Source organism: Kitasatospora sp. CB02891 (assembly GCF_002803145.1).
Taxonomy (GTDB): Bacteria; Actinomycetota; Actinomycetes; order Streptomycetales; family Streptomycetaceae; genus Kitasatospora; species Kitasatospora griseola.
On record NZ_NNBO01000002.1, the window covers coordinates 169,169 to 185,299 of the forward strand.

Genomic DNA, 16,131 nt, shown 5'->3' on the forward strand with positions numbered 1-16,131 from the left:
GTGAGAGGCGTATCTGACGCATCGTCACATCCGACCCGGGGCGCGGCTTGAACGGACCTTGAACCGGATTGCAACGCACCTGTCGGAGGGTCGCCGTTGGTGACCGATCGCCCGGCGCCGTCCAGGACGAGGGCGCCGGGCCGAACCGCCTACCCAAGGAGGGTGAACCCTTTGTCGGATCAGCTGTTCACGTCGCGAGCGCGCCCGAGGCGCGACACGCCGCCGCCAGGCCCGGGTGGGCCCCGCACCGGGGGCCGGGCCCGATGAGCACGGATGCGGCCGAGCGGCCGAAGCCCGGCTTCCTCGGCTTCCTCGCGCAACTGGCCGGCGAGGACTCACTGCGCCGCAGCCTCGTGGCGGTCCGATTCGCCGCAGCGACCGGCAAGGGGGTGCTGCTGAGCGGGAGCGTCGTCTACTTCACCCTGCACGTGCACCTCGCCGCGGCGCAGATCGGCTTCGGGCTGACCGCGGCGGGAATCGCCTCGCTGGTCTCCTCCGTCCTGTTCGGGATGGTGGCCGACCGGATGCCCCGGCGCCTGCTGCTGTTCATCAACTTCGTCGTCATCGCGGTGGGCTTCGGGCTCTACGCGGCGATCGACAACGCCTACGAGTTCTACGTCGTGGCCATGGTGATCTCGTTCTTCGACACCGGCCTCGGACCGACCGAGGGCGCCATGATCGCCTCGCTCATACCCGACGGCGAGCGCGTCCGCCTCAACGCCATGATGCGCACCGTCTTCAACATCGGATTCAGCGCGGGGATCGGGATCGCTGCGCTGGCGGCCGCAAGCCGCCACCTGCTGATGCTCATCCCGTTCGGTTCGGCCGCCCTGCTCGGCCTGGCGGCCCTGCTCGTGCTCCGGCTGCCCAAGGACGGCCCGCGGAAGCCGATCGTCCGGCGCCGGCGCTTCGGTGCGATCCGGGACCTGCCCTACGTCGGAGTCGTCGGGCTCTCCTCGGTGCTCTCCTCGCACATGACCCTGCTCATGGTGGTCCTGCCGCTGTGGACACTCCACCGCACGACCGTGCCGCACTTCGTCGTGCCGATGTTCCTGGTGATCAACACGGTGTTCGTGATCCTCTTCCAGGTGCGGGCGAGCAAGGGGGCCGAGACGGTACTCGGCGCGGCCAGGACCGCCAGGATCGCCGGGGTGTGGATCGCGGCGGGCTGCGCGGCGGTGGGAGTCACGGTCTTCGTGCACCAGGCGGCGGTGGGCATCGTGGCGATCATGGCGGCCGTGCTGGCCATGTCGATGGCGGAGATCACGCAGTCCGCGTCGGCCTGGGGACTCGCGTTCGGGCTCGCACCCGAGCATGCGAAGGCCGAGTACCTGGGCACTTTCGACCTGCACATCGGTACGCAGAACGTCGTCGGGCCGGTCGTTCTCGCCGGCCTGGTGATCTCCGGCGGCCTGTGGGGCTGGGGCCTGATCGCCGCGGCGGTGCTCCTCGCCGCCTGGCTGATCGTCCCGGCCGCCCGGCGCAGCGCGGTGGCCATGGCGGCACTCGCCGCCCATCACAACGAGTTCGCGGAGAAGGCGGAGACGGTATGACGAACCGCGGCAGAGCCTCATTCACCCAGGAACGCTTCTTCTTCCTCGACGAGTTGCAGCCCGGCAACCCCGCGTACGTCGTGGCCTTCGCGCTGCGCATGGAGGGACTCCTCGACCGGGCGGAGCTCGCCGACGCGATCCGCCGGGTGGCCGGGAAGCACGCCATCCTGCGCACCTGCCTGGTCATGAGCGACGGCGATCTCCAGCAGGAGGCCCGCGACGACGTCCTGCCGGACATCGAGTGGACGCAACGCGCGCCGGTCGGTCGGGAGGCACAGGACGAGTACCTGCGCGAACTGGTCGCCTCGGAGGCGCGCAGGCCGTTCTCGCTCGGCACCGGCCGGGTGCTGCGGGCCCGGATCGTGTCCTGGACCGCCGACGAGCACGCGCTCGTGGTGCTGGTGCACCACGTCGCCTGCGACGGCTGGGGAGTCGGCCTGCTCCTCGACGCGATCGCCGAGGAGTACAACACCGGCACGAGCCGGTCCCCCGAGATCACCTATCTGGAATACGCCGAGGCCCAGCGCGAGGCGTGGGCGCACAACTCGACCGGTGTCGCCTACTGGCGCGAGATGCTGGACGGCGCGCCGAGGCTGTCGCTCGCCACCGACCACCGGCGTCCCGACGTGCTGACCTTCCGCGGCGCGGCGCTGCGCCGGCCGGTCGATCCCGCGGTGGTCCGGCGGCTGACCGAGTGGGCGAAGGAGCGGGGCGTCACGCTGTTCGCGGTCGCGCTCGCCGCGTACGCGCAGGTGCTCGGCCGGCACGCCGGCCAGCGCGAGGTGGTGATCGGCGTGCCGGTCGCCAACCGGGTGGAGGAGGCCGAGGAGCAACTGCTCGGCTGCCTGGTCAACACCCTGCCGGTCCGGGTCGACCTGTCCGGTCACCCGACCTTCGCGGACCTGGTCACGCGCACCTGGCGCACCGCCCTGACCGCCTTCGGCCACCAGGACGTCCCGTTCGAGCAGATCGTGCAGGCGTCGGGCGAGCAACGGCACCTCAGCCACTCGCCGATCTACCAGACGATGCTCACGGTGCAGAACTTCACCTTCACCGTGCCCGAGTTCGCCGGGATGCGGGTCAACGAGGTCGACATCCAGATCGACGCGGCCAAGTTCGACGTCGGAGTGACGCTCGACGTCTCCACCCGATCGCCGTACCTGCGCGCGGACTTCAGCACCGAGCTGTTCGACGAGGCCACGATCGCGGGCCTGCTCACGCACTTCCAGACGCTGCTGGAGTCCGTCGTGTCCGGCGCGGAGCCCGAGCCGGAGATGGTGGGCCCCGAGGAGCGCGCACTCGTCATCGACCGGTGGAACCCGCGCGCCGACGCGGTCGGCGACCTGCCCTCCGTGCTGCACTCCTTCCTCGGGCACGCCGCGCAAGCGCCGGACGCGGTGGCCCTGGCGCACCGCGGTGAGGCGCTCTCCTACGCGGAGTTGGACGCCTGGTCGAACGGCATCGCCGCCGCCCTGGCCGGGGCCGGGGCGGGCCGGGGAGACCGGGTCGGGCTGCTGCTGGGGCGCTCCGCGGCCGTCGCGGCCTCGATTCTCGGCGTCTGGAAGGCCGGGTGCGCCTACGTGCCGCTCGATGCCCGGTGGCCGAGGCACCGCCTGGACGAGATCCTCGACAGCGCCCGGCCGACCGCCGTCGTCGCGGCGGCGGACAGCGCCGCGCCGGCAGTACGGCAGAGCGCCGACGCACGGGGATTCGCCTGGATCGACGCGCGGGAGGTCGATCGTGCGGCCTCCGTGCGGACGGCCGCTCCGGACCCGGACGAGACCGCCTGCGTCGTTCACACGTCCGACGCCACCGGCCTGCACGGGGTGCCGGTCCGACACCGCGCGCTGAGTGCGCTGTGCGGTCCGGGGCTGCTCGGTGCGGAGGTCGATACGAGTGACCGCTGGCTGGGAGCCCACGACTTCAGCACGGACCTGGCGACCTGGGAGCTCTGCGGAGCCCTCGCCTCCGGAGGTCGTCTGGTCCTCGCCGAGGAGACCGACCTGGCCGACCCGGACCGGCTGGCCCGGCTCGTGCGCGACGAGCGGATCACGGTCCTGAACCAGACCCCGGGCGCCCTCCGCCGGCTGCTGCCGGCCCTGCTCGACACGCCGCCCGGGGACGAACCGGTGGCGGTGCGCCACGTCGTCGTGTCGGGAGCGGAAGCGCTCAGCTGGTCCGAGCTGGCCTCGCTCGTCGATCCCGAGCGGCTGCCCGCGGTGTTCGTCGGCCTCTACGCGGTGACCGAGGGCGGCATCTACGTGACAGGCCGTCGGGTACGGGCCGCGGACCTGCACACGGTGCGGGAGGGCGACCTCGGCGTACCACTGGCGCATGTCCGCTGCTACGTGCTCGACGACCGGCGCCGACCCGTCGGCGTGAACGTGGCCGGAGAGCTCCACGTCGGCGGAACATCGGTCCCGTCGGGCTACCTCGGTGCGGACGGACCGGCCGACGGACGCTTCGGCCGGGATCCGTACGGCCCGGCGACGGTCTACCGGACCGGCGACTCCGTGCGCTGGAGCCACGACGGAAGGCTGATGCGCGTCGCCCGCGAGGACGGGCGCGCGACGGTCCGGCTGGGCGGCCACCGCGTCGACCTCGCCGAGATCGAGGCCGCGTTCCTGCGGCTGCCGGGCGTCGACGGCTGCGCCGCGGCCGCCGACGGCGACGAGGCGGTCGTCTTCGTGTGCTGCGACCCCGGCGTCGGCACGGACGTCGGCGCCGAACTGCCCGCGTTCATGGTGCCGTCCCGAGTCTTCGTGGTGCCGGAGATCCCGCGGGACGCCGCGGGACGGGCCGACACCCGGCGGTTGCTGGCCGACCGCGCGGCGGAGTCGACGGAGGCGGCACAGGAGCCGGTCGCCGCGACGCCGGAACCTGCCGCCTCGGGTCGACTCGTCGAGCAGATCCGGCAGATCTGGGCCGACGTGCTGAAGCAGCCCGACCTGGAGCCGACGGAGAACTTCTTCGACGCGGGCGGCCACAGCCTCGCGCTCATCGTCGCGCAGCGCCGGATGGCGGCCGCGGGGCTGAAGACCTCGATCACCGAGCTCTTCCGCTGCGGCACGGCGGCGGCCTGCGCCGCGCACTTCGAACAGGCGGCCGTACCGATCGCCGAGGACAAGGCCGAGCAGCGCAGGAGCGGCCGGGACTCGCTCGCCCGACGGCGGCGGGTCGAACGAGGGGGGAACCATGTCTGACGAGCACGGGTCGAACCGGATCGCCGTCGTCGGGATGGGCATCAGACTGCCCGGCGCGGGACGCGACCTCGATCGGTTCTGGCACGACGTCGAGAACGGCGTCGAGGCGATGACTTTCTTCGAGCGGGCGGAGCTGAACGCCTGGGGCGTCTCCGACGAGACCGTCGACCGCCCGAACTTCGTGCCCGCGCGGTCCGTCCTCGCGGACCACGACCGTTTCGACGGACGGCTGTTCGGCTACTCGCCGCAGGACAGCCTGCTGATGGACCCCCAGCAGCGGATCCTGCTGGAATGCGCGTGGAGCGCGCTGGAGCACGCGGGCCGCCCGCCGATCGCGCCGGACGGCAACCGCATCGCCGTCCACGTCGGCACCGGGATGAACGTCTACCTGCTGGACCTGCTCTGGCCGAACGAGCGGGTGGTGCGGAACGCCGGGGGACTGCTGACCCGGATGTCCAGCGTGAGCGACCACGCGGCGACCCGCATCGCGTACAAGCTGAACCTCCAGGGGCCGGCCTTCGCCGTGCAGTCGGCGTGCTCCACCTCGCTCGTCGCCGTGCACCTCGCGGTGCAGAGCCTGCTGACCTACGACGCGGACCTCGCGCTCGCGGGCGGGGCCTCGATCGCACCGCCGACCCGGCGCGGCTACCTCTACGAGCCCGGCGGCATCTCCTCGCCCGACGGCCGGTGCCGCCCGTTCGACCAGCACGCGCAGGGGACCGTGGGCGCCGACGGCGCCGGGATCGTCGTGCTCAAGCGACTGGAGGACGCGGTGCGCGACGGCGACACCGTGCACGCCGTGATCCTCGGCAGCGCGGTCGCCAACGACGGCGCGCGGAAGGCCGGCTACACGGCGCCGGGGCCCGAGGGCCAGGCGGCGGCGATCAGGTCGGCGCTCTCGGTGGCCGATGTCGATCCCGACACCATCGGCTACCTGGAGGCGCACGGCACCGGCACCGCGCTCGGGGACCCGATCGAGATCTCCGCGCTGCGCGAGGTGTTCGGCGTCGACCGGGGCGGGCGCCCGCCGTGCTCGCTGGGCGCGCTGAAGTCGACCATGGGACACCTCGACTCGGCGTCGGGCGTGGCCGGGCTGATCAAGACGGTGCTGGCGCTCAAGCACCGGACGATCCCGCCGGTCGCGCACTTCACCGCCCCCAACCCCGCGCTGGAACTGGAGAAGTCGGTCTTCACCGTGCCGAGGACGGCCACCGAGTGGCCGGAGATCGACGGAGTGCGCCGGGCCGGCGTGAGCTCCTTCGGCATCGGCGGCACCAACGCGCACGTGGTGCTCGAAGAGGCTCCCCCGCTCCCGCGGACCGGGCGCCGCAGCCGCGTCGGCATCGAACTGCTGCTCGTGTCGGGCAAGACGGAGGAGGCCGCCGCCGAGAGTCTGGCGCGGGTGCGGGACGCGGTTGCCGAGATCGACCCGGCCGACCTGCCCGACCTCGCCCACACCCTGCGCACCGGCCGCGTCGAATTCCCGTGGCGCGGCTACTTCGTGCGGACCACGGACGAGCCGCTGCGCTCGCTCCGCCCGGTGCGCCGGGCGACCCCGGAGGCGGCGCGGCGCGGGGTCGCGTACTTCCTCACCGGCAGTGGACGCATGCCCGGCAGCCCGATCATGTACGACCGGGACCGCGTCTTCCGCCAGTACTTCGACCTGGGGTACGCGGCGATCGGGCACCTGGGCCGCCACCCCGATCCGGTGGTCAAGGAGCGGGTGACCCGGTTCGCCATCGGGGTGGCCTGGTGCCGGGCGCTCCGCCGCTACGGCGTGCACCCGGTGGCGATGACCGGCGTGGGCGTCGGCGCCGTCGCCGCCGCGTGTGCGGCCGGGGCGCTCTCCTTCGAGCAGGGCGTGGACCTCGCGCTGCGCCGGCCCTCGGCCGACAGCACGCTCGCCGTGCCGGAGACCCCGCTGCACTCGCCCGTGGACGGCCGGCCGATCGCCGCCGACCTGGTCACGGACCTCGGGTACTGGGCTTCGAGGTTCGACGAGCCGAACGACGGCCGCTTCGCGCCGCCGACGCTGGCCGGCCTCGACCCGGCCGCCTGGTTGGAGATCGGCTGCCAGACGATCCCTCATGTCGAGGGCGCCGAGCCGGAGATGTCCAACGGCTACGACAAGCTGCTGACCTCGGTCGGCCTGCTCTGGGAGCTGGGCATCGGCGGCCCCTGGGACGCCGAGCTGGACCACGGCCTGCGCCGGGTCCCGGCGCCGGGCTACCCGTTCGCCCGCACCCGCCACTACTTCGAGATTCCGGCCGCCAAGGGGAAGGACCTGTGATGGGCACGCACGACGACGGCACCTGGGTCGAGCAGTTCACCCAGCTCTGGCTGGAGGTCCTCGGGGTCGACTCCGTCACCGAGCACGACGACTTCTTCGAGATCGGCGGCCACTCGCTCGCCGCACTGCGGCTGGCTTCGCTGATCCAGCGGGAACTGGAGATCGCCGTCGACCTCCAGCAGGTGCTGGCCAACCCGCGCTACGGCGACCTGCTCGCCGTCGCCGCCCGGGCGCCGCGCGGACCCGAGGCCGTGTCCCGAGTGGTGACGCACTGATGACCGCTGCTCTCGGACGCCGCACCGCGGCCGCGGACTGGCTCCCGCTCGCCGCCGAGGTGCTGGGCCTCCCGGCCGAGGAGGTCGAGGCGCGCTACCGGACGGAGTCCTTCACCGAGCTGGGCGGCAGCTCCCTGCAGGCGATCGCGTTGACCTCGGCCGGCCAGCGCCGGCTCGCCGAGGACGTCGAGGTCGCGCTGCTGATCTCGCCGCTCGCCCTGGCCGACGCCCTCGCCGAGGCGCGGGAGTACGTGCCGACCGCCCCGACCGCCGCCGACCTCGATGCCGCTTCGGCGCGCCGCGAGCTGCTGCCCGGCCAGAAGGCCATGCTCGCTGCGCACCTGGCCGGCCGGGACCAGTCCTACCACCTGATGTTCACGGTGCAGCCGCCGGTCGCGCTGGGCCGGGAGCAGGTCCGCGCCGCGCTGCGGAGGCTCACCGTGCGGCACGAGTCGCTGCGGACGGTGTTCGTCCGGGAGCGGCAGACCGCGCTGCGGGTCGTGCTGCCCGCGTCGCACGCACCGCGCCTGCTCCACCAGACCCTGCCCGCCGGAGCCGACGCGGTGCGGGAGGTGCACGAGAGCTACGGGCGGCGCGGCGCGGAACTGCTGCGCCCGTTCGAGCAACCACCGGTCGTCTTCGTGCTCACCACCTCGGGGGAGCGGACCTTCGTCACCCTGCTCGCCCACCACGCGCTGATCGACGGCTGGAGCATCGGGGTCCTCTGGCGGGAGTTCGCGGCACTCTGCGAGGGAGCAGGGGCCCCGGCCGACGAGGCGCCGTCGCCGGACTGGATCGGCTCGCGGCTCGCCGACCGACAGGCGTCCGGTGCACTGGACACGGCGCTGACCCGCGTCGCCCAACGGCTCGACGGGGCCCCGCCGGTGGCGGCGCTGCCCACGGACCTGGAGCGCGGGGACGAGGCCGACGGGCGCGGCGAGCGCCTGGTCTTCCCGCTGCCGTCGGCACTCGCCGAGCGCGTGGACCGACTCGCCGACACCTGCCGGACCACGGTGACCGCCGTGCTGCTCGCCGCCTGGGCACTGGCCGTCAACCGGCGACTGGGCACCCGCGACGTCGTGCTCGGCGTCGCGGCCGCCGGCCGGTTCGAGGCGGGGATGGAGGAGGTCGTCGGGCTGTGCACCCGGATCATCCCGGTGCGCTGCACCACCGATGACGGCATCGCGGCCGCGGAGTTCGTGCGGGCCACCGCGGCCGCCCTCGCCGGTGCGGTCGCCGACGCGGACGTCCCGTTCGCGAACGTCGTCGCACACCTCGCGGGCGAGGTGGACGGCAGCCGGAACCCGGTGGCGCAGCTCGGCTTCGCCGCGCACCACGAACTGGTCCCGGACGCGATCGACTCGGCCTCCGGGCCCTGGCGCGTCCACGAGGGGCACTGCCACGGCTCGACCTTCGACGCGCTGCTCTTCGTCCAGGCGTGGTCGCCCGAACCGCGGCTGGCCCTCGAATACGCGACCTCGGCGCAGACGGCCGCGGACGCGGGTGAGCTCGCCGAGTCCCTCGTCGCCGTGCTGGGCGAGCTGACGAACCGTCCGGACGCTCCGCTCGGCACCGTGTCGGGCCTCTCCGGCGGCCAGCGGGACCACCTGGCCGAGCTCGGCCGGGGCGCCGGCTTCGACACGGACGACGACCTCTGGTCCCGCTTCGAACGCCGCGCCGCGCAGCACCCGGACGCGGTGGCGGTCGTCGACGCGGATGCCGACGTGACGCTGTCCTACCGGGAGCTGCGGGCACATGCGCTCGCCCAGGGCGACCTGCTGCGCGCGTGCGGGGTGCGCGCCGGGGACCGCGTCGTCCTGGAGGTCCCGCGCTCGGCCGCGGAGGCGATCGCCGTGCTGGGCGTCCTGTGCCTGCGCGCGGCGTACGTCGCCGTCGATCCCGGTGCGACGGCGGAGTGGCGGATGCGGATCGCGGCCGCGGTCGCACCCGCCGCCCGGATCGGCGGGGACGCCGCGGACCCCGCGTTCGCTGACGTGCCCGGCTGCCCCCCGGTCGGGTGGGGGCCGGACGCGTCCGAGCACGCGTCCGGGCCGGTTGCCGACGCCGGAGCCCGGGGTGCGGAAGCCGACGCCGCGGCGCCGGCCTACGTCTCCTTCACCTCGGGGACCACCGGCGTGCCCAAAGGCGTCGTCGTTCCGCATCGCGCGGTCCTGCGACTGGCCGACGACGAGAACCTCTTCGCCGCCGCGGCCGGACAGCGGATGATGCGCCTGTCGCCGCTCGCGTTCGACGCCTCGACGTTGGAACTGCTGGTGCCGCTGGCGAACGGCGCGACGGTCGTCGTGCACCCGGCCGGTGAGCCGACACCGAGCGGCCTGGCCGACTTCCTGCGCACCCGGCGGGTGACCCACGGATGGCTGACCGCGGGGCTGTTCCACCTGGTCGCCGATCACCACCCGGCCGCGTTCCGCGGCATGCGCCAGGTGCTGACCGGAGGCGGGGTGGTCTCACCCGCGCACGTGCGCCGCGTGCTGGACCGGTGCCGGGGACTGCGGGTGACCAACGGGTACGGGCCCACCGAGAACACGACGTTCACCACCGTCTTCCACGCCGACGGCGCGCACGAGGTGCCGGACCCCCTCCCGATCGGTGTCCCGGTGCGCGGCACCGGCCTCCGGATCGTGGACGGCTCCGGCCGAGCCGTGCCCCCGGGAGCCGTGGGGGAGTTGCGCGCCACGGGCACGGGGCTGGCCGACGGCTACCTCGGCGACCCGGAGCGCACCGGCCTCGCTTTCACCGAGCGGGACGGGGTGCGCGAATACCGCACCGGCGACCTGGTCCGGTGGGGCGCCGACGGACAGCTGCGCTTCCTCGGCCGCGCCGACCGGCAGGTGAAGATCGCCGGGCACCGGGTCGAACTGGTCGCCGTGGAGCGGCGGATCCGGGAGCAGGACGGCGTGCTGGACGCGGTCGTCCTCCTCGCCGGTGACCGGCTGTGCGCGGCGATCAAGGCGGACGGCGACATCCGGGCACGCGTCCGGGCGGAGGTCGAGCCCGCGCTCGCGCCGTACGAGCGGCCGCAGCAGTGGATCACGGTGGACGAGTTCCCCCTGGACCGCAACGGAAAGGTCGACCTCCGCGCGCTCGGCGCCCGCTTCGGCGCCGCTGGGACCGACGCCTCCCCGGCTCGCGCCGGAGAGCCCGCGGGCTCCGCCGCCGTCGCCGCGACCGGTCCCGGTGATCTCGAAGAGCTGATCGCCGACGTCTGGTCCGAGGTGCTCGGCAGCGACGACTTCGGGCTCGACGAAGGCTTCTTCGAGGTCGGCGGGGACTCGCTGTCGGCCGCCCTGGTGCGTCGCCGACTGCGGGAGCACCTCGGTGGCCGTCCGATCTCCCTGACCGACCTGTACCGCTTTCCCACCGTGCAGTCCCTGGCACGGCAGTTGAGCAGGACCGTGCAGGAAGGGACACGATGAGCCAGGACATTGCGATCGTCGGGATGGCCGGACGCTTCCCCGGCGCGGCGAACGTCGACGAGTACTGGTCCAACCTCCTCGCCGGTCGGGTGAGCGTCACGTCGTTCACCCGCCGGGAACTGCTGGAGGCCGGCGTGCCGGCCGAGGAGGCGGACGATCCGGCCTACGTTCCGGTGTGCGGCGTGCTCGCGGATCCGGATCGCTTCGACGCCGGGTTCTTCGGGATCCCACCGCGCGAGGCCGCGATCATGGACCCCCAGCAGCGGCTGCTGCTGCAGACCGCGTGGGAGGCGCTCGAATCCGGCGGCCTGATCACGAACGCGCCGATGGGAAGAGTGGGGGTGTTCGCCGGCGCGGGCTTCAACTACTACCTGCACCAGCAGGTCCTCGCGGCGCCGGAACTGCTGGCGACGCATGGGCTGCTGGGCCTGGTGCTGGGCAACGAGAAGGACCACCTCGCGACCAGGATCGCCCACCGGCTGGGGCTCGGCGGCCCGGCGATCGCCGTGCAGACCGCGTGCTCGACCTCGCTGGTCGCCGTCCACCTGGCCTGCCAGAGCCTGCGGACCGGGGACTCGGACCTGGCCCTGGCCGGTGGCGCGTACGTCGCGTTCCCGCAGAACACCGGCTACCTCCACGAGGCCAAGGGCATCATGTCGCAGGACGGCCACTGCCGCCCCTTCGACGCCACGGCCAACGGGACCGTGCCGGGCAGCGGGGTCGGTGCGGTCGTGCTCAAGCGGGCCGAGGACGCCCGACGTGACGGGGACCTGGTGCTCGCCGTCATCGAGGGTTCGGCGGTCAACAACGACGGTGCGAACAAGGTCGGTTACACGGCGCCGGGGGTCGCCGGACAGATCGACGTGCTCGCCCGTGCGTACGCCGCCGCCGGGGTGGAACCGTCCGCGATCGGCTACCTCGAAGCGCACGGCACCGCGACCGAGGTCGGCGACGCGATCGAGTTGGCCGCGCTGCGCGAGGTGTTCGGCGGGAGGCCGGACCGCTGCTCGCTCGGTTCGGTCAAGGCCAACATCGGGCACCTGTCCGCCGCGGCGGGCGTCGCCGGACTCATCAAGGCGGTCTCCGCGCTGCGCGCCCGGCGCATCCCGCCGCTGGCCGGACTCAAGGAGCCGCGCCCGGAACTCGGCGAGCCCGGGACGCCGTTCACCGTCGACGCCGTCGCCCGCGCGTGGCCGTCCGCGGACGGGAGGCCGCGCCGGGCCGCGGTCAGCTCCTTCGGGCTCGGCGGGACCAACGCGCACGTCGTGCTGCGCGAGGCCGAACGGCCCACGACGACCGGGCGAACGGACGGGCCGGGCGTCGTCGTGGTCTCCGCGCGCACGGCCGAGGCGCTGCGCGCCTCGGCGGACCGGCTCGCCGCGCACCTCCGGGACCACCCCGAACTCCCGCTGGCGGACGTCGCGTTCACCAGCCAGGAGCACCGCAGGTCCTTCACCCACCGGCTCGGCGTGGCCGCCGAGGACACGGCCGGCGCCGCGGCAGCGCTCGAAGCCGCGACGGGCCGCACCGCGCTGCGACAGCCCGACGTGGTGTTCCTCCTCCCCGGCCAGGGCGCCGAGGCTCCCGGCATGTCCGCCTGGGCCTACCGGCGGTACCCGTCCTTCGCCGCGGACATCGACGCGGGCTGCGACGTCGTCGAGGGCCTGCTGGGAATCGACCTGCGCGAGCTGCTGATCGGCGACGACCCGCACCGGCTGCTCCACCGGACGGATCTGACGCAGCCGGCGCTGGTCCTGCACGAGTACGCACTCGGCCGGCTGCTGCTGTCCTGGGGCGTCCGGCCCGGCGCCCTGATCGGCCACTCGGTCGGCGAGTTGGCGGCGGCGGGCCTCGCCGGGGAGCTCGAACTCGCCGAGATGCTGCGGCTGGTCACCCGGCGCGGCGCCCTCATGCAGCAGGCCCCGCAGGGAGCGATGCTCGTCGTACTCGCCGGGGAAGCCGCGGTGCTGGAGCAGCTCGGGGCCTTCGAGGACCTCGGGATCGCGGCGGTCAACGCCCCCGAGGTGGTCGTCGTGTCCGGACCGGCCGAGTCGGTCGCCGAGTTCCGCAAGCGGCTGGACGGCTCAGGCATCCTGCACCGGCTGCTGCCCGCACAACGGGCCTTCCACTCCTGGATGATGGCCGACGCCGCGGCCGCACTCGACGAGGAGGCCCGCGACATCGAGCCCCGCCCCGCCGAGTTCGCCGTCATCAGCAGCGTCGACGGCGGGCTGCTGCCGCCCGGAGCGACCCGGCCGGCCGGTTACTGGGGACGGCAGCTGCGCAGTCCGGTCCGTTTCCGGGCCGCCGTCGAGGCCGCGACGAGCCGACCGCGCGTCGTGTTCGTGGAGGTGGGGCCGGGCACCGGGCTGATCGGCAGCGCCCGGCAGGTCCCGCAGGCCGCGGGGTCGGCGATGGTGCCCCTGCAGGCCCGCCGGGACGAACTGCTCAGCGGTCTCGGCGCACTGTGGGCCGGCGGGGTGGAGGTGGACTGGGCGGCGGTGCGCGGCGGCGCCGACGTCGGCCGGGTGTCCCTGCCCACCTATCCGTTCGCGGCGGAGCGGCACTGGATCGATGCCGCCGCGCCCGCTTCTCCCGCGTCGGCGCCCGGTGCGGCGACCGGGGCCGAGGAGGGTCCGGGTGGCGCGCTCGACGAGGTCGTCGAGCTGTGGCGCTCGATGCTCGGAGTCGCCGCGGTCGGGCCCGACTCGGACTTCTTCGCGCTCGGCGGCGATTCGCTGCTGCTCATCCGGATGATCTCGCGGGTGCGGCGCAGGTTCGGCGTCGCGCCGGAGATCGCCGAGTTCGCCGACACGCCCACTCCCCGGGCGATCGCCGCTCAACTGCGGAACGAGTGAGGACGCTGATGACCACACAGACGAAGAACCGACTCAGCCCGGCCGAGCGCGACCTGGTCCTCGGCTTCAACCCCGCGCCGAGTCCGCGCCCCGACCGGCCGGTGCACGAATCGATCTGCCGGCAGGCGCTGCGGACACCGGACGCAGTCGCCCTGCGCAGCGGTGACCGAGTCCTGACGTACCGGGAACTGCTCGACAGCGCGGCGTCCGTGGCGGGACGGCTGGTGGCCGACGGCGCCGGGCCCGGCTCGATCGTGGCGCTGTGCGCCGAACGCGGTGCGGACATGGTCGTCGCGGTGCTGGGGATCCTGTTGTCCGGCGCGGCCTACCTGCCCGTCGACCCCAAGCACCCGGTCCAGCGGGTCTGCTCGATGATCGAGTCGGCCGGGGCCGTCCTGATGCTCGAAGACGGCACGGGGGCGCCGCTGCCGGACAAGCATCCGGTGCGGGTCCGGCCGCTCGCCGACCGGGGCGAACCGGCCGCCGCCCCCGTGGACTGGCGGCGGTACACGGCGGGCCCGGAGGTGTTCGACGGCTGCGGCTGCGTCATCTTCACCTCGGGCTCGACGGGCGAACCCAAGGGCGTCGAACTGACCCACGCCGCCCTGGCGAATCGGCTGGCGAGCATGCTCGCGGACTTCGACGTCGACCCCGACGACGTCCTGCTGCAGAAGACCCCCTACACCTTCGACGTCTCCATCTGGGAACTGCTGCTCGCGTTCATGGCGGGCGGCAGCCTCGTGGTCGCCCCGCCGGACGCGCACCGCGACCCGGAGGCGCTGATCGAACTGATCACGGGTCATGGCGTCACGATGGTGCACTTCGTGCCGTCCATGCTCGAGTTCTTCGCGACCGAGCCGGACGTCGGCTCGTGCTCCTCGCTCCGGGTGATCCTGAGCGGCGGCGAGGCCGCGTCGCCGCGGCTGCTGAACGAGCTGGCGGCGGCGCTGCCCGAGACCGCGCTGTACAACATGTACGGTCCCGCGGAGGCGACGATCGACGTGACGGCGTGGCCGTGCCGCCGCCCCGAGCCCGGCGACCGGGTGCCGATCGGCCGACCGCTGTCCAACGTGGCCGCCTACGTCGTCGACGGGGAGGACGAGCTGGTTCCGGTCGGCGTCGCCGGAGAACTGCTGCTCGGCGGAGCCTGCCTGGCGCGGGGATACGCCGGCCGGCCGGACCTCACCGCCGAACGGTTCGTCAGCTTCCGTGCGGGCGACCGGGAGGAGCGGGTGTACCGCACCGGCGACCTGGCCCGCTGGTCCGCGGACGGCCACCTGGACTACCTCGGTCGGATCGACACCCAGGTGAAGGTCCGCGGCCAGCGGGTGGAGCTCGGCGAGATCGAGGTGGCGCTGCGAAGCCATCCCGCCGTGCGCACGGCCGTCGTGGTCGTGCGCGACGACCGGTCGCTGGTCGGCTACGTGGTGCCCGCGGGGGAGTTCGGCGCGGACGGCGAGTCCGTGCTCCGCGCCCACCTCGCCGAACGGCTGCCGGACTACATGGTGCCCGCGCGCCTCGTCGAACTGGCGGAGCTGCCCACCGGCGCGCACGGCAAGCTCGACCGGGCCGCCCTCCCCGAGCCCCCCAGGAGGCGGAGATGAGACGCCCGTCGTCGACCGGGGATCCGATGGCGGCGGACCCGCGCTGGCTCCGCACCTTTCCGGCGGTGAGCGGGCAGGCCGCACTGCAGGTGGTCTGCTTCCCGCCGGCGGGCGGTGCGGCCGGGGCCTTCGCGACACTGATCGACGCCGCGGACCCGGAGACCTCGGTCTCCGTCGCGATCCTGCCGGGACGCGAGACCCGGCTGGCCGAGCCCGCGGCCACCCGTCTCGACGAGGTCGCCGACGCCCTGGCCGCCCGTCTCGCGGCCGTCGGAATCGGCGAGCGGAGCCCGTACGTCCTGCTCGGCCACAGCCTCGGCGGGCTGCTCGCCCACGAGACGGCCCGGCGGCTCGAACGCGTCGGCGCGCCACGGCCCTTGGAACTGGTCACGGTCGCGAGCCCGGCGCCGGACCACCCCGGCTGGACGAGGACGCGACGGCTGCCGCCCGCCGAGCTGATGCGGCGTCTCGGCGGGATTCCGCCCGAGCTGCACGAGGTCCCCCAGTTGCTCGACCACGTGGTCCGAGCGCTTGCGGCCGATCTGGCGATGCTCGCCGGACACCACTGCGACGGCGCCCCCGTGCCGGTGCCGCTGCTCGTCCTCGGCGATCCGAAGGACCCGCAGCTGCCACCCGGGGCACTCGACGGCTGGAGCCGGTTCACCACCGCGGGCTGCGAGTTCGAGCGCGTGGAGGGAGGTCATTTCCCGCTCGGCGCCGAAGAGCTGTGCCGCCGCCTGCTGTTCCGCTGGCGGTCGTCGGCAGCCGTGCACCGCTGAGCGGAGGCGCGGCCGGCGCGACGAGTGCCCGCCGCGTGCGATCGCGCGAAGACCTGCCCACCGGCACGGCCTTCGCGGCGGATCCGACCCGGGCCCCCGGCCGACCGGCCGGGCTCCCCGGGGCACCGACGG

General features: G+C 73.9%; 8 protein-coding genes. All 8 read left to right on the forward strand.

What is annotated here, in order from left to right; genetic code table 11:
- Positions 1 to 263 precede the first annotated feature (263 nt).
- Genes CG736_RS06160 through CG736_RS06195 form a run of 8 tightly spaced genes read left to right on the forward strand, consistent with a single transcriptional unit; the run spans position 264 to position 15,999 of the window.
- Positions 264 to 1,553 carry an MFS transporter gene (locus CG736_RS06160; protein WP_100585148.1) on the forward strand — a complete coding sequence of 430 codons (1,290 nt, stop codon included), beginning with the start codon at positions 264 to 266 and terminating at the stop codon, positions 1,551 to 1,553.
- Positions 1,550 to 4,756 carry a condensation domain-containing protein gene (locus CG736_RS06165; RefSeq protein ID WP_100585149.1) on the forward strand — a complete coding sequence of 1,069 codons (3,207 nt, stop codon included), beginning with the start codon at positions 1,550 to 1,552 and terminating at the stop codon, positions 4,754 to 4,756. The genes CG736_RS06160 and CG736_RS06165 overlap by 4 nt, the downstream gene beginning before the upstream one ends.
- On the forward strand, positions 4,749 to 7,046 hold the full coding sequence (locus CG736_RS06170; protein WP_100585150.1) for a type I polyketide synthase: 2,298 nt from the start codon (positions 4,749 to 4,751) through the stop codon (positions 7,044 to 7,046). Before CG736_RS06165 ends, CG736_RS06170 begins: the two co-directional genes overlap by 8 nt.
- The gene (locus CG736_RS06175) at positions 7,046 to 7,321 is read left to right on the forward strand and encodes an acyl carrier protein (protein WP_043908443.1); all 276 of its coding nucleotides are present in this window, start codon (positions 7,046 to 7,048) and stop codon (positions 7,319 to 7,321) included. The genes CG736_RS06170 and CG736_RS06175 overlap by 1 nt, the downstream gene beginning before the upstream one ends.
- On the forward strand, positions 7,321 to 10,758 hold the full coding sequence (locus CG736_RS06180) for a non-ribosomal peptide synthetase (protein ID WP_100585151.1): 3,438 nt from the start codon (positions 7,321 to 7,323) through the stop codon (positions 10,756 to 10,758). Before CG736_RS06175 ends, CG736_RS06180 begins: the two co-directional genes overlap by 1 nt.
- A complete protein-coding gene (locus CG736_RS06185) occupies positions 10,755 to 13,616 on the forward strand; it encodes a type I polyketide synthase (protein WP_100585152.1) in 2,862 nt (953 codons plus the stop codon). Before CG736_RS06180 ends, CG736_RS06185 begins: the two co-directional genes overlap by 4 nt.
- Positions 13,617 to 13,624: 8 nt before the next feature.
- Positions 13,625 to 15,220, forward strand: a complete 1,596-nt coding sequence (locus CG736_RS06190) for an amino acid adenylation domain-containing protein (protein ID WP_100585153.1) — start codon at positions 13,625 to 13,627, stop codon at positions 15,218 to 15,220.
- Positions 15,217 to 15,999, forward strand: coding sequence for a thioesterase II family protein (locus tag CG736_RS06195; RefSeq protein WP_100585154.1), 783 nt, complete (start codon positions 15,217 to 15,219; stop codon positions 15,997 to 15,999). Before CG736_RS06190 ends, CG736_RS06195 begins: the two co-directional genes overlap by 4 nt.
- Positions 16,000 to 16,131: the final 132 nt, after the last annotated feature.

What these genes read in the sequence shown, in the direction of transcription:
- CG736_RS06160 (WP_100585148.1), top strand. Translation starts at nt 264, where the DNA reads ATGAGCACGGATGCGGCCGAGCGGCCGAAGCCCGGCTTCCTCGGCTTC.
- CG736_RS06165 (WP_100585149.1), top strand. Translation starts at nt 1,550, where the DNA reads ATGACGAACCGCGGCAGAGCCTCATTCACCCAGGAACGCTTCTTCTTC.
- CG736_RS06170 (WP_100585150.1), top strand. Translation starts at nt 4,749, where the DNA reads ATGTCTGACGAGCACGGGTCGAACCGGATCGCCGTCGTCGGGATGGGC.
- CG736_RS06175 (WP_043908443.1), top strand. Translation starts at nt 7,046, where the DNA reads ATGGGCACGCACGACGACGGCACCTGGGTCGAGCAGTTCACCCAGCTC.
- CG736_RS06180 (WP_100585151.1), top strand. Translation starts at nt 7,321, where the DNA reads ATGACCGCTGCTCTCGGACGCCGCACCGCGGCCGCGGACTGGCTCCCG.
- CG736_RS06185 (WP_100585152.1), top strand. Translation starts at nt 10,755, where the DNA reads ATGAGCCAGGACATTGCGATCGTCGGGATGGCCGGACGCTTCCCCGGC.
- CG736_RS06190 (WP_100585153.1), top strand. Translation starts at nt 13,625, where the DNA reads ATGACCACACAGACGAAGAACCGACTCAGCCCGGCCGAGCGCGACCTG.
- CG736_RS06195 (WP_100585154.1), top strand. Translation starts at nt 15,217, where the DNA reads ATGAGACGCCCGTCGTCGACCGGGGATCCGATGGCGGCGGACCCGCGC.